At 61.0% G+C, this 20,006-nt stretch carries 18 protein-coding genes and 1 tRNA gene; 11 read left to right on the forward strand and 8 right to left on the reverse strand.

Annotated elements, in window-relative coordinates:
• Positions 1 to 2 precede the first annotated feature (2 nt).
• Together mglC and ACF2JD_RS20970 are read left to right on the forward strand one after the other, a co-directional pair.
• A complete protein-coding gene (mglC, locus tag ACF2JD_RS20965) occupies positions 3 to 1,013 on the forward strand; it encodes a galactose/methyl galactoside ABC transporter permease MglC (protein WP_106885521.1) in 1,011 nt (336 codons plus the stop codon).
• A 58-nt stretch (positions 1,014 to 1,071) separates the two neighbouring features.
• On the forward strand, positions 1,072 to 2,805 hold the full coding sequence (locus ACF2JD_RS20970) for a methyl-accepting chemotaxis protein (RefSeq protein ID WP_290030626.1): 1,734 nt from the start codon (positions 1,072 to 1,074) through the stop codon (positions 2,803 to 2,805).
• An 803-nt stretch (positions 2,806 to 3,608) separates the two neighbouring features.
• Here the strand turns inward: ACF2JD_RS20970 and ACF2JD_RS20975 are convergent.
• Positions 3,609 to 3,785: a hypothetical protein gene (locus ACF2JD_RS20975; protein WP_262112598.1), complete on the reverse strand. Its 177-nt coding sequence runs from the start codon at positions 3,783 to 3,785 to the stop codon at positions 3,609 to 3,611.
• A gap of 191 nt (positions 3,786 to 3,976) precedes the next feature.
• Between ACF2JD_RS20975 and ACF2JD_RS20980 the strand changes: the two genes are divergently transcribed.
• From ACF2JD_RS20980 to ACF2JD_RS21000, 5 genes are all read left to right on the forward strand, one after another.
• Positions 3,977 to 4,189 (forward strand): hypothetical protein, encoded by a 213-nt coding sequence (locus ACF2JD_RS20980; RefSeq protein ID WP_440988126.1) that lies wholly within the window; start codon positions 3,977 to 3,979, stop codon positions 4,187 to 4,189.
• Positions 4,190 to 4,532: 343 nt separating this feature from the next.
• Positions 4,533 to 5,753 (forward strand): arginine deiminase, encoded by a 1,221-nt coding sequence (arcA, locus tag ACF2JD_RS20985; protein ID WP_106885524.1) that lies wholly within the window; start codon positions 4,533 to 4,535, stop codon positions 5,751 to 5,753.
• A gap of 62 nt (positions 5,754 to 5,815) precedes the next feature.
• Positions 5,816 to 6,742 carry a carbamate kinase gene (arcC, locus tag ACF2JD_RS20990; protein WP_440988127.1) on the forward strand — a complete coding sequence of 309 codons (927 nt, stop codon included), beginning with the start codon at positions 5,816 to 5,818 and terminating at the stop codon, positions 6,740 to 6,742.
• A gap of 70 nt (positions 6,743 to 6,812) precedes the next feature.
• Complete coding sequence (gene argF, locus ACF2JD_RS20995; RefSeq protein ID WP_171275235.1) at positions 6,813 to 7,817, forward strand: ornithine carbamoyltransferase; 1,005 nt, start codon at positions 6,813 to 6,815, stop codon at positions 7,815 to 7,817.
• Positions 7,818 to 7,938: 121 nt separating this feature from the next.
• The gene (locus ACF2JD_RS21000) at positions 7,939 to 9,345 is read left to right on the forward strand and encodes a YfcC family protein (protein WP_025328664.1); all 1,407 of its coding nucleotides are present in this window, start codon (positions 7,939 to 7,941) and stop codon (positions 9,343 to 9,345) included.
• 129 nt (positions 9,346 to 9,474) lie between these two features.
• Here ACF2JD_RS21000 and ACF2JD_RS21005 read toward each other — a convergent pair whose 3' ends face one another.
• The 4 genes from ACF2JD_RS21005 to ACF2JD_RS21020 all read right to left on the reverse strand — a co-directional run bounded on the left by ACF2JD_RS21005 (position 9,475) and on the right by ACF2JD_RS21020 (position 12,387).
• On the reverse strand, positions 9,475 to 9,966 hold the full coding sequence (locus ACF2JD_RS21005) for an arginine repressor (RefSeq protein ID WP_005324454.1): 492 nt from the start codon (positions 9,964 to 9,966) through the stop codon (positions 9,475 to 9,477).
• A gap of 200 nt (positions 9,967 to 10,166) precedes the next feature.
• On the reverse strand, positions 10,167 to 10,631 hold the full coding sequence (gene pyrI, locus ACF2JD_RS21010) for an aspartate carbamoyltransferase regulatory subunit (protein WP_025328662.1): 465 nt from the start codon (positions 10,629 to 10,631) through the stop codon (positions 10,167 to 10,169).
• A 17-nt stretch (positions 10,632 to 10,648) separates the two neighbouring features.
• A complete protein-coding gene (gene pyrB, locus ACF2JD_RS21015; protein WP_005324450.1) occupies positions 10,649 to 11,569 on the reverse strand; it encodes an aspartate carbamoyltransferase in 921 nt (306 codons plus the stop codon).
• Between the two features lie 245 nt (positions 11,570 to 11,814).
• Complete coding sequence (locus tag ACF2JD_RS21020) at positions 11,815 to 12,387, reverse strand: hypothetical protein (RefSeq protein ID WP_440988128.1); 573 nt, start codon at positions 12,385 to 12,387, stop codon at positions 11,815 to 11,817.
• 202 nt (positions 12,388 to 12,589) lie between these two features.
• Between ACF2JD_RS21020 and ACF2JD_RS21025 the strand changes: the two genes are divergently transcribed.
• A tRNA-Trp gene (locus ACF2JD_RS21025) sits at positions 12,590 to 12,666 on the forward strand.
• A gap of 377 nt (positions 12,667 to 13,043) precedes the next feature.
• Entirely contained in the window at positions 13,044 to 14,933 is a 1,890-nt protein-coding gene (locus ACF2JD_RS21030) for a methyl-accepting chemotaxis protein (protein WP_394293539.1), read from the forward strand.
• Between the two features lie 143 nt (positions 14,934 to 15,076).
• Here the strand turns inward: ACF2JD_RS21030 and ACF2JD_RS21035 are convergent, their stop codons facing one another.
• Genes ACF2JD_RS21035 through ACF2JD_RS21045 form a run of 3 tightly spaced genes read right to left on the reverse strand, consistent with a single transcriptional unit; the run spans position 15,077 to position 16,657 of the window.
• A complete protein-coding gene (locus ACF2JD_RS21035) occupies positions 15,077 to 15,214 on the reverse strand; it encodes a hypothetical protein (protein WP_440988129.1) in 138 nt (45 codons plus the stop codon).
• Complete coding sequence (locus ACF2JD_RS21040) at positions 15,211 to 15,738, reverse strand: lipocalin family protein (protein WP_106885530.1); 528 nt, start codon at positions 15,736 to 15,738, stop codon at positions 15,211 to 15,213. The genes ACF2JD_RS21035 and ACF2JD_RS21040 overlap by 4 nt, the downstream gene beginning before the upstream one ends.
• A gap of 16 nt (positions 15,739 to 15,754) precedes the next feature.
• Positions 15,755 to 16,657: an AraC family transcriptional regulator gene (locus ACF2JD_RS21045; RefSeq protein WP_168236007.1), complete on the reverse strand. Its 903-nt coding sequence runs from the start codon at positions 16,655 to 16,657 to the stop codon at positions 15,755 to 15,757.
• 144 nt (positions 16,658 to 16,801) lie between these two features.
• Between ACF2JD_RS21045 and yqhD the strand changes: the two genes are divergently transcribed.
• Positions 16,802 to 17,965: an alcohol dehydrogenase gene (yqhD, locus tag ACF2JD_RS21050; RefSeq protein WP_440988130.1), complete on the forward strand. Its 1,164-nt coding sequence runs from the start codon at positions 16,802 to 16,804 to the stop codon at positions 17,963 to 17,965.
• 505 nt (positions 17,966 to 18,470) lie between these two features.
• Positions 18,471 to 19,997, forward strand: coding sequence for a Re/Si-specific NAD(P)(+) transhydrogenase subunit alpha (pntA, locus tag ACF2JD_RS21055; protein WP_106885533.1), 1,527 nt, complete (start codon positions 18,471 to 18,473; stop codon positions 19,995 to 19,997).
• The last annotated feature ends 9 nt before the right edge of the window (positions 19,998 to 20,006 follow it).

Genomic DNA, 20,006 nt, shown 5'->3' on the forward strand with positions numbered 1-20,006 from the left:
TTATGGAGTCGGCTAAAAATTTCAATCTGATGCAGGCGCTCAAAGAGAACGCCATCTACCTGGTGCTGCTGGTGTTGCTCATGATCATAGTGATCCAGGAGCCCTCCTTCCTCAGCCTCACCAACCTCAGCAACATACTGACCCAGTCCTCGGTGCGGGTCATCATAGCCCTCGGGGTGGCGGGCATCATCATCACCCAGGGCACGGATCTCTCGGCCGGTCGTCAGGTCGGTCTGGCGGCGCTGATCGCGGCCACCATGCTGCAGGCGCTGACCAACGTCAACAAGGTGTTCCCCAGTCTGGGTGAAGTGCCCATTCCTGTGGTGATCCTGCTGGTGTGTGCTGTGGGTGCCCTGATCGGTCTGGTCAACGGCCTGATCGTTGCCTACCTGAACGTGACGCCCTTCATCACCACCCTGGGCACCATGATCATCGTCTACGGCATCAACTCCCTCTACTTTGACTCTGTAGGTGCCTCCCCGGTGGCCGGCTTCGACCCCCGCTTCTCCAGCTTCGCGCAGGGCTTTATCCGGATAGGGGGATTCAAGCTTTCGTACCTCACCTTCTATGCGGCCATCGCCAGCGTCTTCGTCTGGGTGCTGTGGAACAAGACCCGCTTCGGCAAGAACATCTTCGCCATCGGCGGCAACCCGGAAGCCGCCAAGGTCTCCGGCGTCAACGTGGCGGTCAACCTGGTGATGATCTACGCCCTGGCCGGCGTCTTCTACGCCTTCGGCGGCATGCTGGAAGCGGGCCGCATCGGCAGCGCCACCAACAACCTCGGCTTCATGTATGAACTCGATGCCATCGCGGCCTGCGTGGTGGGCGGTGTCTCCTTTGCCGGTGGTGTGGGGACTGTCGCCGGTGTCATCACAGGGGTGCTCATCTTCACCCTGATCAACTACGGCTTGACCTACATAGGGGTCAGCCCCTACTGGCAGTTCATCATCAAGGGCGGCATCATCATTCTTGCCGTGGCCCTGGACTCCATGAAGTACGCCAAGAAGAAGTAAGCATTGGCAGAGAGGGTCGGACATGTTCCGGCCCTTTCTACTTGGAGGGACCCACCCCATGCCATTCAAAGTCAAAATCAACGTCCTGCTGCTGCTCGCCATCCTGGTCACCATCGGCACCGCCTGGTTCAGCGTCAATCACTTCATCAGTGGCTATATCCGCACCCAGGCGACCCAGAACATCAACGAGCAGATCACCCTGGTCAAGGAGAAGCTGGCCGGTGACATCAACCAGAAGGTGCTGCTGGCGGCGAACCTCAACCTCGGGGTGACCAGCGTCAAGAAGGCGCTGCAGGAGACCGGCTTTCACAACATCGTCAAGCTGATCGGCGACATGGCGTTCGACGTGAACGGGGTCATCGACGACAAGGCCAGGGTTGAAGCCCTGCGCAAGCTGATCCCCGCCGCCAACAACCAGATCACCGTCAGCTCGCTGGAGCAGCTGGACGGCAAGCCGGTCATCTCCATCCTGGTGCCCCGGGGTGCCGATTCCGCCTACCTCTACTACCTCGACATGAGCGAGTTCAAGGCACTGCTGGCGAAGGTAAGCGGGGAGGGGCGCTACTTCTCCCTGGCGGACAGTCAGGGCCAGGTGCTCTACAGCAGCAAACCCCAGGGAGAGAGCGAGTCTCGCCCCAACCAGCTGGATATCCGTGGCAGCCAGTGGACCCTGACCGGTTACGTGGACCTCGATTACATCCGGTCCATGACCCAGGCGCTCAACGGCAAGATCACCCTGGCCCTGCTCGGGGTTGCGGCCCTGGTGCTGGTGATCTCCATGGTGGCCCTCAACCTGGCCTACCGCCCCATCCTCTCCCTGCGTGATCTGGTGCAGGAGCTGTCTCGGGGCAGCGGCGATCTGACCCGCCGCCTGACGGTGACCAGCAAGGATGATCTCGGCCAGATCTCGGCCGGCATCAACCGCTTCATCGAGCGGCTGCAGGAGATGATGGGAGAGGTACGGGAAGCCAGCGGCCAGCTCAACGAAGGGATCTCGGGTCTGGCCAGGCAGACGGGCTCGGCCCAGGGGCTGTTGGCCGAGCATGTGCGAGAGACCGAACAGGTGGTCACCGCCATCAACGAGATGAGCCGTACCGCCGTCTCGGTATCGGAGAGCGCCGCCAGCACGGCCCAGCTGACCGGCCAGAGCCAGCAGCTCGCGAGCCAGTCGCGCCGGGTGGTGGATCAGGCCATGGCCAGCGTGACCGCCCTGGTGACGGAGGTGGAAACCACGGCCCACTCCATCGCCGCCATGCAGCAGGATGTGCAGCAGATAGGCTCCATCCTCGGGGTCATCGGCAGCATCGCCGAGCAGACCAACCTGCTGGCCCTCAACGCCGCCATCGAGGCCGCCCGGGCCGGTGAGCAGGGGCGCGGCTTTGCCGTGGTGGCCGACGAAGTGCGCTCCCTGGCGGGCCGTACCCAGCAGAGCACGGCCGAGATCCAGACCATGCTGACCCGGTTGCAGCGGGGGACCCAGACTGTAGTGGCGGCCATGGGTAACACCCGGCAGAGCTGTCAGGATGCGGCAGAGAACACCAGCAAGGTGAATGCGTCGCTGGATCTGATGGCGGGGGAGGTGGTGGAGATCAACGATCTCATCAGTCACATCGCCACAGCGGCGGAGCAGCAGAGTGCGGTGGCCGAAGAGATCAATCGCAACATGAGCGCCATCGCCGAGGTGATCACCCAGCTCAAGGGCAATGGTGAGCGGACGGTGGAGAGTTCGACTTCAATGCAGCACACCTATGACAGGCTGCGGGAGATAGTGGGACACTTCCGACTGGAGTAAGGTTGGTTGGACTGGTCGTGGGCACCCTGGCCGTTGGCGCCAGGGTGGCAGCTCACCGGGAAAGTGTGAAAAATTCCCAAAAAAGATGGGGGCGACTTGCGTCGCCCCCGATAGTCTTATCGCTCATATCCTTGAACGAAGTTGCTCCCTGCAATCCCTGACTATACCTCTTCCTTTAGGTTTCCCCTTCCCAATCCTTTGGGGTGTCCTTTAGCCATCATGGCCTGACGAGTCATCCGTTCCCGTCGCACTTTCTCCGTCCTGGGAGGTGTCCTTTACCACATCCTGTGGTGAGTCCATTTGCCCAACCCTGGCAGCCAGTCTTCCTGACCGACTTCATTGCGTCCGTGCAGGAGTAACTATAAGGATTTCCCGGGGGACGACAACGGCATGTTGAAAAACGTTTTTTCGAAACTCGTTTCTCGAGAAATGATAATGATGTCATTTCTTTGTAAATCATTTAGTTGTGATTTTTAAGTGCGGTTTTTTTGCTCCTATCTTCCGACTATGGCGAGAATTTTTGAGGCGCTTCGCTTACACCTGCTATGGCGAATGTCTCACGGCTCGTTTAACTGAGGTTCAGAAACGTCACCAGGGTCAGAGTCGATCGCAGATAGGTGAGCCGGGGCCGTCAGCATCCAGGGTCAGAGGCGTCTGTGCCAGGACGGGTTGAGGGGTGAACACAGAGGGTTGCATGGGGTTGCTGGCCGGAAGCGGCTAAAAGGAGCGGGCTATCGGGGGAGGGGTATGCCGGTGTGGGGAACTGACAACCCAGGAGGAGGCGTTCTCCCCCTGGGGCAGTATCAATGGTGCTGCTGGCCGCCATGCTGTTGGCACAGATAGGCGGGGAGCAGCTTCTGGGGGGCCTGGTCAATATGGCACACCACCAGCGGCATGGCGGGGGCGCCCTGGGCCTGAACCAGGGTCGGGGTCATGGGCAGAACCAGGGCGACCAGCAGAAACAGCGATTTGATCTTCATGGTTATCTCCTTGGTGATAGAAAATAGCGTGATCCTGATCACTTTCTGAGTTAAGGCGAACCCGGGAGTGGCGCAAGGTGGCGCAATAAATTCAACTAATGAAAAAACTTTAAAACTGGGATGCAATGGCGCTGGTGAGAAAAGCATCGCCAGGATGCGCCCAGAATGCATATCCATATAAAGGAGATGCGATGAGCACCCTGATACGGAGGGCTGCCCGTGCGGGTTGGCGCCGATGCCATGATCTGGGACAAGAGATGGATTATTCAGGCGAAGGGATGAAGATGACTATTTATGTGGTGAGTGGCGGGAGTATTTATGAGGATAAATGCATGGATGAACGTATAAAATTCAAACAAAAAATAAAAACCATACATGCTTATGATTTTATTGGTTATTTTTAATTGATCATATCCATTTGTAGATATCATTCATGAATGAAAACGGTATCCCGGTGAAATAAAACCTGCCCTTATTGCGTCGTTATGCGGCAGGCGTTAATGAGTAAATGTCATTTATGTAAACTCCATCATAAATTAACTCCTGATTTTATTCAGTCTCGAGTGAATGTGATCAATGTCTAAGTTTGTGGTGATTGCTAGTCCTAACCTCTGTCACGAAAGGCAAGGGCAGGATAGAACACAAGCCGAGTACCCTACATAAAGAATATCCCGCCTTAGCCACGAGCCAGAATAGAAGGAATCTATTCAATCACTCGCAGGGACCACTGCTAGACGGAATATAATCATGAGCAAATTTTATGTAGGTTCTGAAGTTGGCCAATTGCGCCGTGTCATGCTGCACCGCCCCAACCTCAGTCTGAAGCGCCTGACCCCTTCCAACTGCCAGGATCTGCTGTTCGATGACGTCCTGTCCGTTGAACGTGCCGGTCAGGAGCACGACAAATTCGCTCAGGTACTGCGCGATCAGAATGTCGAAGTCTTCCTGCTGACCAACCTGCTGGCCGAAACCCTGGATGTGCCGGAAGCCAAAGCCTGGCTGCTGCAACACCAGGTCTCCGACTATCGCCTCGGCACCGCACTGGCCAATGACGTGCGCTGCTTCCTGGCTGACATGCCGCACCGCGAGCTGGCCCGCATCCTCTCCGGTGGCCTGACCTACTCAGAGATGCCCTTCAGCGGCGTCAACATGGTAGTGGGCATGCACGCTCCGACTGACTTCATCATAGAGCCGCTGCCCAACCACCTCTTCACCCGTGATACCTCCTGCTGGGTTTACGGTGGCGTCTCCATCAACCCCATGGCCAAGGCCGCCCGTCGCCGCGAAACCAACCATGTGAAGGCCATCTACCGCTGGCACCCGCAGTTCGCCGGTCAGGACTTCATCAAGTACTTCGGTGACGAGGATCGTGACTACGACAACTCCACCATCGAAGGGGGTGACGTCCTGGTCATCGGCCGTGGCGCCGTGCTCATCGGCATGTCCGAGCGCACCACGCCGCAAGGGGTGGAACACCTGGCCCGCGGCCTGTTCAAGCACGGTCAGGCCAAACAGGTCATCGCCATGCAACTGCCGAAACACCGCAGCTGCATGCACCTGGATACCGTCATGACCCACATGGACATAGACACCTTCTCCGTCTATCCGGAAGTCATCCGCAAGGACGTGAACTGCTGGAGTCTGACTCCGGGCGGTGCCACCGGCATGAACATCAAGGAAGAGGGCTACTTCGTCACCGCCATCGAGAAGGCGCTGGGCGTGGATCAGCTCAAGCTCATCACCACCGGCGGCGACAGCTTCGAGGCCGAGCGCGAGCAGTGGAACGATGCCAACAACGTGCTGACAGTGCGTCCCGGCGTGGTGGTGGGTTATGAGCGCAACACCTACACCAACGAGAAGTACGACAAGGCCGGCATCACAGTGCTGCCCATCCCGGGTGAAGAGCTGGGACGTGGTCGCGGCGGCGCCCGCTGCATGAGCTGCCCGATGGAACGTGACGGCATCTGACAAGACGGCGTGGCGCCGGCAGAGGCTGGCGCCACACAGACCCCGAATCGAGATCAACCACTATGAAAAAACCAACTGTCGTCGTCGCCCTGGGTGGCAATGCCCTGCTCCGTCGTGGCGAGCCCCTTGAAGCTGACATTCAGCGCAAGAATATCGCGACCGCCGCCAAGACCATCGCCCGGATCGCCGAGGAGTACAACGTGGTGCTGGTGCACGGCAACGGCCCGCAAGTCGGCCTGCTGGCTCTGCAGAACAGCGCCTATACCCAGGTCTCTCCCTATCCCCTGGATGTGCTGGGCGCCGAGTCCCAGGGCATGATCGGCTACATGCTGATCCAGGAGCTGAAAAACCTGATGCCGAGTCGCAACGTCACCGCGCTGCTGACCCAGGTGCAGGTCGATCCCAAGGATCCCGCCTTCGCCAATCCGACCAAGTTCATCGGCCCCATCTATGAGGAAGCCGAAGCCCGCGCCCTGGCGGCCGAGAAGCAGTGGAGCGTCAAGGCCGACGGCAAGTTCTTCCGCCGCGTGGTGCCGTCCCCGCTGCCCCAGCGCATCGTCGAAGGCGACGCCATCGAAACCCTGATCGCCCAGGGCCACCTCATCATCTGTACCGGTGGTGGCGGCATTCCGGTGACCTGGGATGGCCAGTGCCTGACCGGCATCGAAGCGGTGATCGACAAAGACATGTCCGCCGCCTACCTGGCCAGACAGATCAAGGCCGATGCCCTGCTGATCCTGACCGACGCCGATGCCGTCTACCTGGATTGGGGCAAGCCGACCCAGCACCCGCTGCGAGTCACCAGCCCGGCCGAACTGGCTGGCGTCAAGTTCGATGCCGGCTCCATGGGGCCCAAGGTCGAAGCCTCCTGCGAATTCGTCAAGGCAACCGGCGGCATGGTCGGGATCGGTTCCCTAGAAGATGGCCTCGCCATCCTCAAGGGGGAGGCCGGCACCAATATAGTCGCCACCCATACCGTGAATGCTTGAGTCGTTGAATCACTGCGTAGTTAACAACACTGCCCGAATTGGTCTGACACAAATATAGAGAGAACTCATCATGGCTTTTAATCTGCGTAACCGTAACTTCCTGAAACTGCTGGACTTCACCCCGCGCGAAATCCAATACATGATCGATCTGGCCATCGACCTGAAAAAAGCCAAATACGGTGGCTATGAGCGCAAACATCTAAGCGGAAAAAATATTGCCCTCATCTTCGAGAAGACCTCCACCCGTACCCGCTGCGCCTTTGAAGTGGCGGCCTTCGACCAGGGTGCCCAGGTCTCCTACCTTGGCCCAAGCGGTTCCCAGATCGGTCACAAGGAGTCCATGAAGGACACCGCTCGGGTGCTGGGCCGCATGTATGACGGCATCGAATACCGTGGCTACGGCCAGGAGATAGTCGAAGAGCTGGGTGCCCATGCCGGCGTCCCGGTCTGGAACGGCCTGACCAACGAATTCCACCCGACCCAGATCCTGGCGGACTTCATGACCATGCTGGAGCACGGCAAGGGCAAGCGTCTGGATCAGATCAAGTTCGCCTACCTGGGTGATGCCCGCAACAACATGGGCAACTCCCTGATGGTCGGCGCCGCCAAGATGGGCATGGACATCCGCCTGGTTGCCCCCAAGGCCTTCTGGCCGGAAGAAGAGCTGGTCGCCAAGTGCCGCCAGATCGCCGAAGAGACAGGTGCGCGCATTCACCTGACCGAAGATGTGAAAGAGGGCGTGCTGGGTACCGACTTCCTCTACACCGACGTCTGGGTCTCTATGGGTGAAGCGAAAGAAGCCTGGGATCAACGGGTGAAACTGATGACCCCCTATCAGATCAACATGGACGTCATCAACGCCACCAAGAACCCGGATGTGAAGTTCATGCACTGCCTGCCGGCGTTCCACAACGATGAGACCACCATGGGCAAGGAAGTGGCTGACAAATATGGCATGAAGGGTCTGGAAGTGACCGAGGACGTGTTCGAATCCGAGCACAGCATAGTATTCGACGAGGCCGAAAACCGGATGCACACCATCAAGGCAGTGATGGTGGCTACGCTGGGCGACTAAGGTCGCAGTAGTGGTGCCGGGGGGTGACCCCCGGCTTTTCGACCATGTGACGGCGGCATAACACCTCTAACCCTACGACCCGCAGATACATGGATACCACACCACAGAAGGAAGCTGGACCATGACCAAATTCAAGTTCCCGTCAGCCTACACCATATTGTTTGTGCTGATCGCCCTGGTGGCCGCCCTGAGCTGGATAGTGCCGGCCGGCAAATACGACATGGTAATGAATGAAGCCCTCGGCAAGGAAGTGCCGGTGGCTGGCACCTACAAGCTGGTAGAGGCCAATCCCCAGGGGATAGTCGACGTGCTGCTGGCACCCATCGACGGCCTCTACAACCACGACACCTATGAGGCAGGCGCCATCGACGTCTCCCTCTTCATCCTGATCATCGGCGGCTTCCTTGGCATAGTGACCAAGACTGGCGCCATCGATGCCGGTATCGAGCGCGTCACCGATCGTCTGCGTGGCCGCGAGGAGTGGATGATCCCTATCCTGATGGCGCTGTTCGCCGCAGGGGGCACCATCTACGGCATGGCGGAAGAGTCGCTGCCCTTCTACACCCTGCTGGTGCCGGTGATGATGGCCGCCCGCTTCGACCCCGTGGTCGCCGCCGCGACAGTGTTGCTCGGCGCCGGTATAGGGACGCTGGGCTCCACCATCAACCCGTTCGCCACCGTGATTGCCGCCAACGCGGCCGGCATCTCCTTCACCGACGGCATCTGGCTGCGGGTCGCCATGCTGGTGGCCGGCTGGCTGCTGTGCGTCGCCTACGTGATGCGTTACGCCAAGATGGTGCGCAACGACCCCAGCAAGTCCCTGGTGGCCGACAAGTGGGATGAGAACCGTGCCCACTTCCTCGGCAACAAGAGCGACCAGATGCTGGAGTTCACTCTTACTCGCAAGATAGTGCTGGGTATCTTCGTGGCCGCCTTCGCCGTGATGATCTACGGGGTGGCCGTGCTCGGCTGGTGGATGGCGCAGATCTCCGGTGTCTTCCTGGCCGCCGCCATCATAGTCGGCCTCATCTCCCGCATGAGCGAGGAGGAGCTGACCTCCAACTTCATCGACGGTGCCCGCGACCTGCTCGGCGTGGCCCTGATCATTGGCATCGCTCGCGGTATAGTGGTGGTGATGGACAACGGCATGATCACCCACACCATCTTGAACAGCGCGGAAGGCATAGTGACCGGCCTCTCCACTGTGGTGTTCATCAACGTGATGTTCGTGCTGGAAGTGGTGCTCTCCTTCCTGGTGCCGTCCTCTTCCGGTCTGGCGGTGCTGACCATGCCGATCATGGCGCCCCTTGCCGACTTCGCCAACGTGGGCCGCGAGCTGGTGGTGACCGCTTACCAATCCGCCTCCGGTCTGGTGAACCTGGTGACCCCGACCTCAGCCGTGGTCATGGGTGGCCTGGCCATCGCCAAGGTGCCCTATGTGCGCTGGCTGAAGTGGGTGGCACCGCTGCTCGGCATACTGACTGTGCTGATCGTGGTCTGCCTGAGCCTGGGGGCCCTGCTCTCATAAGGGATGACTATCAAGACGCAACGGGAGCCTGCGGGCTCCCGTTTTTTTATGGCTGTGCATGATGGCACGGGCAGATCGCAGGCAACAAAAAGGCGACCCAGGGGTCGCCTTGCTGCATTCGGGGCTGGCTTAGCGCGCCTGCTCCAGGGTGCGCACCACGGCGGCATGGGCCTGGCGGGTGCGACTGATGTGGCGCGGGGCTATCAGCACCACATCGTTGCCGGCGACGGCCCCCAGGATCTCGGGATCGGCGTGGCGATCCAGCAGACGGGCCACCACGGTCGCGGCGCCCGGGGTGGTGTGCACCAGCACCATCTGCTGGTTGTGCACCACGGCGCGCACCATGTCGTGCACGGAGCGGGTGCTGCCGGCGGGTTCCAGCTGGTCATCCACTAGCGTGTAGACCTTCTTGCCGTTGGCATTCTGGGCCTTGGCGACGCCGAGGCGGCGCAGCAGACGGGAGATGGTGGACTGGCTGATGTCGGCGAAGCCGCGCTCCGCCAGCTCGCGGCGGATCTCTTCCTGGGTGCTGTAGCAGTGCTGGCCGATGATCTGGCGGCAGGCATCGAGCTGGGCCAGGTCGGACTCCTGTTCCGGTGGGCGACTGAGGGTCTTGACCATGGCGACTTCCTTTGACGATGACAGATGGCTATGGCGCTCAGTCTGTCACGCCTGTTTTTCATAGCGAAAAACACTGATGACGAGCATTTCGGTAGGTGATGAGCGATGTCTAGCCGTTGCGAGATGGCAAATTATAACCAAAGGGGGAATAAGTGATGTGACAGGGGTCAAAAATGGGCCCCGCAGGGCCCGACAGAGTATCAATAGCGCTCGCTGACGATGTCCTGGGTGAAGGATTTCTCGCAGTATTTGCACTTCATGCGCACCGCGCCCTTCACTTCGCGCACCCGGAAGTAGCTGTCCACCGGCTCGTTGTGGGAGATGCAGTTGGAGTTGGGGCAGTGGAATACCCCGGCGATGAACTCCGGCAGCTTCAGCTGGTGCTTCTTCACCACGGCGAAGTCTTCGATGATGTTGACGGTCGCGGCCGGGGCAAACAGCGCCAGCTGGTTCGCCTGCTGCTCGGTCAGGCGGGTGTTCTCGATCTTGATGAGATCCTTCTTGCCCAGGGCGCCGGATTTGAGGTTGAAGCCGACGGTGATCCGCTCCTGGGTCTCGATCAGCTGGAACAGCTTGAGGATCTTGATGCCCTGGCCGGCGGGGACGTGGTCGATGACGGAGCCGTGACGGATGGCTTCGACTTGCAGTTGGTTCTTCTCGGACATGATGTTCCCCTTTTCCCTTAGACGGTTTCGTTCAGTACCAGTGCCAGCAGCGCCTGGCGTGCATAGACCCCGTTTTCCGCCTGCTGGAAGTAGTAGGCGTGGGGGGTCTTGTCGACGGCGACCTCGATCTCGTCGACCCGGGGCAGGGGATGCAGGATCTTCATGGTGGGTTTGGCCCCTTCCAGGGTCGCCAGCTCCAGCACGAACTTGGCGGCCATGTGCTTGTATTCGGTCTCGTCGAAGCGCTCTTTCTGAACTCGGGTCATGTAGAGGATGTCGAGCTCCGGCATCACCTCTTCCATGGTCTCGTGGACGCTGAACTGAATGCCCTTCTCCTCCAGCTCTTCGCAGAGGTAGTCCGGCATCGCCAGGGCTTCCGGTGAGATGAAGAAGAAGCGGCAGTTGAACAGGCTCAGGGCCTGGGCCAGGGAGTGGACGGTACGGCCGTATTTCAGGTCACCGACGAAGGCCACGTTGAGGCCGTCCAGCTTGCCTTGCGTCTCATGAATGGAGAAGAGGTCGAGCAGGGTCTGGGTCGGATGCTGGTTGGAGCCGTCACCGCCGTTGATGACAGGCACCCGGGAGAACTCGGAGGCCAGACGGGCGGCGCCCTCTTTCGGGTGGCGCATCACCACCGCATCGGCATAGGAGCCGATGATCTTGATGGAGTCGGCCAGGGTCTCGCCCTTCTTGGCGCTGGTGTTGCCGCCGTCGGCGAAGCCGATGATGTTGCCGCCGAGGCGCTGTACCGCGGTCTCGAAGGAGAGACGGGTGCGGGTGGAGGCCTCGAAGAAGCAGCTGGCGACCAGCTTGTCTTTCAGCAGGCGGGTGTCGGGTTCGGCCTTCAACCGCTGAGCGGTGGCGACCACCAGTTCCATGTCGGACCGGGTCAGGTCCGAGATGGAGATGACGTGTTTGTTATAGAGTGGATTGGTCATCGTCTGCATTCCCTTTGACATCAATGAAGGTTTTTCTGGCACAAAAAAAAGCCCCTGAAACAGGGGCTCTTTTTAAAAATAACTGGGGATCTGTGGGTCGGAAACCGGAAACAACGGGGCCGCTCTGGTGCGCTCCACCCGTCTGCAAGGCTGCTTTTTTCATCAAAAACGGCATCGTCCTGTCCCGACCTTTTTCAAAACCGGACAGATTATAGGGCTGGTTTTTGAATTGTCAAAAATTTATTTCAGAGGCAGGGATTTGCCGGTAAAAACGTTTGAGTGTCACGAACGGGTCGACAAATCCAGACCTGGTGCTCACTCTGCAACGACAGGTCATCTTCGGCCATGCTGCGCAGATAGCCGAGCCTGTGGTGCCCCTCCAGCAGACAATATGGCTGCGGCAGGGGTTGGCCGTCCGGATAGTGGCCGCCGGGCTCGGGGGCGAGCACTATGATGGGCTCTGACCAGGTGCCCCGGCTCAGCATGTCCTCGCCGAGCCAGGAGCGGCGCACATAGCGGTTGCTGCGCAGCATCTCGCCCCAGCGCTCGATCACCTCCATGTGGCGGGAGCCTATCTGGCTCACGACCTTGGCCGTGTCCCAGGCTTCGCACTCGAAGTGGTGGCGGGCGAGGTCGATAAAGCTCCAGTTGGACTCAAAACCGCGCCAATGGCGGTAAATCCATTGCGTCAGCACATTTTGGGGAATGAAAGGCACCAGGGGAGAGACCCGCTCGAGATAGTCTGGCAGGGACTCGGTTTTGCGCTCATCCCGGAAGTTGAGGGGCGCAAGTTGTTGAAGCAGGCGGTAATTGAGCATGAACGACCTCCCTGTAGCTGGTTTCACCCTACCCCCATTTATGCCCCATTCCTACCCCGGCGGGACTGCAAATACAGCAAGTTACCCCGGCTGGTTGCGGGAATTGCCGCGATTTGCTCGTGAATTGTTCGATCGCATCGAAAGTGAGAAAAAAAGCCTTTACCTTTGATCCCGGCTTTGTATAATTCGCCTCGTTTGTTGCAGGGGCGTAGTTCCAATTGGTAGAACAGCGGTCTCCAAAACCGATGGTTGCGGGTTCGAGTCCTGCCGCCCCTGCCATTTTCAGAAAGGCCAGCTCATTGAGCTGGCCTTTCGCATTTCTGCGATCCCTGAGCCTTTCTGCTGCGCCGCTCGCCGGCGATCCCTGACGCGCTCCGCGCGACTCACTTCTCTTGTCCTTGCCGATCCGCCCCTTGGGTTCGCTCACCCTCGCTGGTCGCCCTGGCGCCATGTCGTTGCTGACACTGGTGCCGCCTGCGGGCGGCCTCTGGATCTTGGTGCCCGGCGGCTGAGGTCGCGGCGACATGCACAGCATCTTCAGCTGTTGATAAAGAAGAAATTAAAAGGATTCACTAAAGTCCAGTGGGGCTGCCGCCGATATCACCTACCAATATGGGGGTATTCCTGGCCTCCCGTCACCACAAGGATTTGTAGTCATGACACTCTCGTTGCGCGGCAAGCTGCTCGCGACCAGCCTGGGGGTAGTGCTGCTGATGGCTGCCCTGCTCGGCATAGTCGCCTTCCACACCCTCAAATCACGGACCCTGAGCGCCATCCAGAGCGAGGCGGTCAACTATGGTCACGCCCACTCTGTGGCCATCGGCAACTGGATGGCGGATCGCAGGCACGCGGTCGATGCCCTGGCCGCCGTCATTGCCGACAATCCCGAGGCGACCCTGGTGCCGCACCTGCTGCAGACCCGCACCTCCGGCGGCTTCGGCCTCACCTATTTCGGCTCGGCACAAGGGGCCATGACCCGCCACGATCCCTCCCTCAACACCGCCAACTACGATCCCCGGGTGCGCCCCTGGTATCAGAGCGCCAGCAAGGCGGGCAAGCTGATCGTCACCCCGCCCTACGTCAGCGTGACCATGCAGCAGATGGTGGTGACCCTGGCGGAGCCGGTGAGTCATCAGGGTCAGGTGATCGGGGTGGCGGGGGCTGATCTCTCCCTGGATGCCCTGATCGACGAGGTGCTGGCCATGAAGGTGCAGGGGGAGGGCTACGCCATGCTGCTCGACAGCTCCGGCCTCATCGTCGGCCACCCGCAGAAGGAGCTGGCCCTCAAGCAGGTAGCCGAGCTGGCCCCCGGCCTCACGGGGACGACTCTGGAGGGCTGGAGCCGGGACGGCGAGCTGCACATCGCTACCATAGCGGGGCGTGAGGTGCTGCTGTCGGTGCAGGGGGTGCCAGGCACCGATTGGCTGCTCGCCATGGTGATGTACAAGGACGTGCTGGAGGCGCCCTTCGCCAGCCTGCTGTGGCAGCTGGTGGGGCTGACCCTGGTGCTGCTGCTGGTGTTCAGCGCCCTGCTCATCGCCATGTTCAACTACCTCTTTGCCGATCTCGGCCGGGTCTCCAAGGCGCTGGCCGACATAGCCCACGGCGAGGGGGATCTCACGGTGCAGATCGCGGCCCACAGCAAGGACGAGGTGGGGCTGCTGGCCCAGAACTTCAACCTGTTCGTGGCCCGGCTGCACGGCATCGTCAGCCGGTTGCGGGACGTCACCGTCGAACTGGCGGCCCAGTCGCGGACCCAGGCGGCGGGGGCAGAGGCTCGCAGCCAGCGGGTGCGCGAGCAGCAGGACGAGATCGTCATGGTGGCCACCGCGGTGACCGAGATGGCGTCCGCCACCCAGGAGATCGCCGGCAACGCCGAGTTTGCCGCCACCACCTCAGGTGATGCGGTCAGGCTGGCCGTGGCCGGTCAGTCCCAGGTCGGCCAGAGCCAGCGCAGCATCAGCGGCCTGGCAGGGGAGGTGGCCGACGCCAGCCAGACCATTCATGAGCTGGATGGTCATGCCCAGAAGATCAGCGGCATCCTGGCCACCATCAGCGGCATCGCCGAGCAGACCAACCTGCTGGCACTGAACGCCGCCATCGAGGCGGCCCGGGCCGGGGAGCAGGGACGCGGCTTCGCCGTGGTGGCGGACGAGGTGCGGGTGCTGTCGCGCCGCACCCACGACTCCACCGCCGAGATCCAGCAGATGATAGAGGCGCTGCAGCAGACCACGCGCCGCGCCGTGGGGGGCATGGAGACCAGCCGTCAGCTGGCGGGCACCAGCGTGGAGGATGCGGAGGCCGCCAACCAGAGCCTGGCGCGGATCAACGAGGCCATAGGCGCCATCAGCGACATGGCGACCCAGATAGCGGCGGCGGCGGAGGAGCAGACCTCGGTCACCGGCGAGATCAGCCGCAACACCGAGAACATCCGCCATGTCTCCCAGACGCTGGCGGCGCAGGCGAAGGAGGAGGCCGCCCAGGCCGCCGAGCTCAAGTCCCTGACCGAACGGCTGGAGCAGGAGATAGGCCGCTTCCGGCTCTAGGGGCAGACCCTGATGTGACAAAGGCGACCCCTGGGTCGCCTTTATTCATGCTGTGTATGGATATTGTTTCACCATGCACCGGCTGAATAATGCCGGGGCCAGGGCTTGCAACCGGCCCGGCCAGAGGGTCAGAGCGGCTTGATCTAGCCGTAGAACTCGATGCCCCGCTGGTCGCCGCGTCCCTCATCGAGGGCCTGGGCACCCTGATTGTCGGTGGCTGTGCTCAGCATCAGGGGGACGACCCGGGGAATGTCCGGCGGGGTGGCCTGGAAGATCTTCAAGGTGTGTTCCCGGCCGGATCCTGGCTGACCCAGATAAGCTGGTCGGTGGCAAAGCCCAGCCCCCTGGCCTTGGCGATCAGCGCATCCACCTTGGCCTTGGGCGGCTGGGGGGAGCGGGAGAGGATCCACAGATAGTCGTGGTTGTAGCTGGTCACCAGGGAGAGCTGGTAGTCGGGGTCCAGATCGATGACGTTGTAGCCGCCGTAGAAGGGGCCGAAGAAGCTCACCTTGAGCCGCGCCTCGTCAGGACTACCGACGAAGTAGGCTTTGCCCTCGGCCTCGCGCCAGCTGCCATCGCTCTGCAGGCCGCGGTTGAGCACCTTGACGCCGCCATCGTCACGCAGGCTGTAGGTGGCGCTCACCCGCTCCAGCCCCCGCTCGAAGCTGTGGTCGAGACGGGCGATTTCGTACCAGGTACCGAGGTAGCGGTCGAGCTGGAAGCCGGTGACGGGGCGGATGCCGTCGGCGAGGCCGGTGCAGGCTGTCAGTAGCCAGGCGGTGAGCAGACAAAGCAGTGAACGCATGGGGGATCCCTCTCTTTTAGCCTTCGATGATGTGCAACTGGCCTTCCCGGAAGCGGGAGGCCTGATCCGTCGGCGTGCTGCCGAAGAAGCGCTTGTACTCCCGGCTGAACTGGGAGTTGCTCTCGTAGCCTACCTTGGCCGCCGCCGCCCCCGCCTTGATGCCGTCGTGCAGCATCATCATGCGCGCCTTGTGCAGGCGAAACGACTTGATGTACTGCAGGGGCGAGGTGGCGGTGACCGCCTTGAAGTGGTGGTGGAAGGCGGAGACGCTCATGTTCACCTCCCGGGCCAGCTCCTCCATGGTCAGGGTGTCGGCGTAGCGCGCCTCTATCATACGCAGCACCCGGGCTATCTGGCCCACATGGTTGTGACGATTGGCCAGCGCCTGCAGCGCCGGGCCGCCCCCCTCGTGCAGGGCGTAGAACAGCATCTCCCGCACCGTCTGCGGCCCCAGCACCCGGGCGTGGTGGGGCTTGTCCATCAGATCGATCAATCGCTCGGCGGCACAGAACATTTCTTCGGACAGGGGGACAGAGTGCACGCCGCTCTTTTGCACCGCCGGGGCGGGCAGGGCATCCCCCAGTTCCAGCAGCAGTTCCTGCAGGGTGGCGACGTTGATCTCCAGGGAGAAGCCGATGAGGGGCTGCTCGGGGGAGGCGAAGCACTCGCACTCGCAGGGCAGCGGCAGTGTCATCAGCAGGTAGTGGCTGGGGTCGTAGCGAAACACCTGATCCGCCAGATAGCCCACCTTGTGTCCCTGCAGTATGACGATCATCCGGGGCTGGTAGAGCACGGGCGTGCGGCCGTGATACTCGGTGGTGTAGATAAGGTTCACCTGATCCACCGGGGAGGGGGTGATGCCCGGGGTGGTGACGTGGCGGGCCAGCCTGGCGGCGAGATCGGCGTAACGGTTGGACATGGTCGCTCCGGGTGGATTCTGATGATTTGTAGAAATAGGCAAGTAATGTGCAGAATGTTGCCTTGATGGTAGAGGTTTCCTGTAGAAAAATGCAATCAACATTTTGCGGCCAGGCCGCCGGACTATCAGAAGAAGGCAATGTCGATGAACAACTTTACTCTCCATACCCCCACCAAGGTGCTGTTCGGCAAGGGCCAGGTGGCCCAGCTGCGCGGCCAGATCCCGGCCGACGCCCGTGTCCTCATCACCTACGGTGGCGGCAGCGTGGTGCGTAGCGGCCTGCTGGCGCAGATCCGCAGCGAGCTGGCGGGCCTGACCCTGTTCGAGTTCGGCGGCATAGAGCCCAACCCGGCTTACGAGACCCTGATGGGGGCGGTCGAGCTGGCCCGTGCCGAGAAGATCGACTTCCTGCTCGCCGTCGGCGGCGGCTCGGTGCTCGATGGCACCAAGTTCATCGCCGCGGCCGCTCACTACGATCTGGCCAAGGAGCCCTGGCACATCCTCGAGACCGTCGGTGGCGAGGTGGCTTCCGCCATTCCCCTGGGCGCCGTGCTGACCCTGCCGGCCACCGGCTCCGAGATGAACATGGGGGCCGTCATCACCCGCAGGAGCAGCGGCGACAAGCAGCACTTCTTCTCCCCGTTCGTGATGCCGCGCTTCGCCGTGCTGGATCCCGTGCTCACCTATACACTGCCGGCCCGCCAGGTGGCGAACGGCGTGGTGGATGCCTTCATCCACACCCTGGAGCAGTACCTCACCTACCCGGTCAACGCCAAGGTGCAGGATCGCTTCGCCGAAGGCCTGCTGCTGACCCTGGCTGAAGAGGGCCCCAAGGCGCTGGTGGAGCCGGAAAATTACGAGGTGCGCGCCAACATCATGTGGAGCGCCACCATGGCGCTCAACGGCCTGATCGGAGCCGGTGTGCCCCAGGACTGGGCCACCCACATGCTGGGCCACGAGCTGACAGCCCTGCACGGCCTCGACCACGCCCAGACCCTGGCGGTGGTGCTGCCCGCCCTGCTGCAAGCCAAGCGTGAACAGAAGCGCGCCAAACTGCTGCAATACGCCGAGCGGGTCTGGGATCTGCGCAGTGGCAGCGAAGAAGAGCGCATCGACGGCGCCATCAAAGCCACCCGCGATTTCTTCGAGCGGATGGGGGTCAAGACCCGGCTGCGGGACTACGGCCTGGCCGATGCCAATATCGACACCCTGCTGGCCAAGCTCGAAGAGCACGGCATGACGGCGCTCGGGGAACACGGCGACATCGACCTGGTGCAGAGCCGGCATATTTATGAAGCCGCCTGGTAAGAGGCGAGAGACCAGCTCCGGCCTTGTCCGGGGTTGAATCAGGGGGCCCGCTCCCGCCTTATGGCGGCGGCGCGGCCCCGAGTCGTTACAAAACGGTTACTTTTTCCCCTTTCATCTCATCAGATGAGCCAACGGCAGATTTCATAAGAACAAAAAACGCTAAGGTAGAGGCTCGGCAAAACATTTTTTTTGACTGGTTGGATCACTTTTTTCAGCGTATTTTGCTGGTATAAGCCCCTAATTTGGTTTGTTTTTTTTAATCATGGTCCGGGATGGGCTGAATTCTGTACCCGCCCGCTCGGGGTCGTGGTTGTAATAAAACTCCAAAATTTGATACTAATCACCTTCGCGCCTGAAAAGCGGGGGCCTGACCATGACAGGAGGTTGAGGTAAAGCCTGCTGATTTTCATAACAAAGGGCCCGTGACCTGCACTTTGATCATGCCTTGTCCCCTCAGACATGAGAGACTGGGCAATGATTGTTTATTAACCATCAGGGAATAGTCATGCAGATTGGAATACCGAGAGAGAGTCTCGCCGGTGAGACCCGGGTCGCAGCGACCCCGGCCACCGTCGAGCAGCTGAAAAAGCTCGGCTTCGAGGTCGCCATCGAGGCCGGTGCCGGCCAGCTGGCCAGCTTCGATGATGCCGCCTTCGAGGCTGCCGGTGCCAGCGTGGTGCCGAGCGTCTGGCAAGCCGACCTTATCTTCAAGGTCAACGCGCCGACCGATGCCGAGATCGCACAAATTAAGGATGGTGCCACCCTGGTGAGCTTCATCTGGCCTGCCCAGAACCCCGAGCTGGTCAAGAAGCTGTCCGAGCGCAACATCAATGTGATGGCGATGGACATGGTGCCGCGGATCTCCCGTGCCCAGTCCCTCGATGCCCTCTCCTCCATGGCCAACATAGGCGGCTATCGCGCCGTGGTCGAAGCCGCCCACCAGTTCGGTCGCTTCTTCACCGGTCAGATCACCGCCGCCGGCAAGGTACCGCCCGCCAAGGTATTGGTGATAGGTGCCGGTGTGGCCGGTCTGGCCGCCATCGGGACCGCCGGTTCCCTCGGTGCCATAGTGCGTGCATTCGACACCCGTCTGGAAGTCGCCGAGCAGATCGAATCCATGGGGGGTGAATTCCTCAAGCTGGACTTCGGTAGCGAGGACGGTGCCTCCAGCGACGGTTATGCCAAGGTCATGTCCGATGAGTTCATCAAGGCCGAGATGGAGCTGTTTGCCCAGCAGGCCAAGGAAGTGGACATCATCATCACCACGGCCCTGATCCCCGGTCGTCCGGCACCCAAGCTGATCACCAAGGAGATGGTCGACAGCATGAAGCCGGGTTCCGTCATCGTGGATCTGGCTGCCGCCACCGGCGGCAACTGCGAGTACACCAAGCCGACCGAGCTGTTCGTCACCCCGAACGGCGTCAAGGTGATAGGTTACACCGATCTGCCGGGTCGTCTGCCCGCCCAATCCTCCCAGCTCTACGGTACCAACCTGGTCAACCTGATGAAGCTGATGTGCAAGGAGAAGGACGGCAACGTCGCCATCGACTTCGAAGACGTGGTTCAGCGCAACATGACGGTGATCCAGGCCGGTGAAGTGACCTTCCCGCCCCCCGCCATCTCCGTCTCTGCCGCGCCGCAGAAGCCGGCCGCCAAGGTTGCGCCGAAGAAGGCCGAAGAGAAGAAACCGTCCAACAAGAAGTTCGTGTTCGGTGCCCTCGGCATCGCCGCCTTCGGTTGGGTGGCTGCGGTGGCACCTGCCGCCTTCCTCTCCCACTTCACCGTCTTCATCCTGGCCTGCGTGGTCGGTTACTACGTGGTGTGGAACGTCTCTCACGCCCTGCACACGCCGCTGATGTCGGTCACCAATGCCATCTCCGGCATTATCGTGGTCGGTGCCCTGCTGCAGATTGGGCAAGGGTCGACCCTGGTCACCGTATTGGCCTTTATCGCCGTGCTGATTGCCAGTATCAACATCTTCGGTGGCTTCACCGTCACTCAGCGCATGCTGAAGATGTTCCGTAAGGATTAAGGGGGTTTA

This window comes from Aeromonas ichthyocola, from assembly GCF_046087985.1.
Taxonomy (GTDB): Bacteria; Pseudomonadota; Gammaproteobacteria; order Enterobacterales; family Aeromonadaceae; genus Aeromonas; species Aeromonas rivipollensis.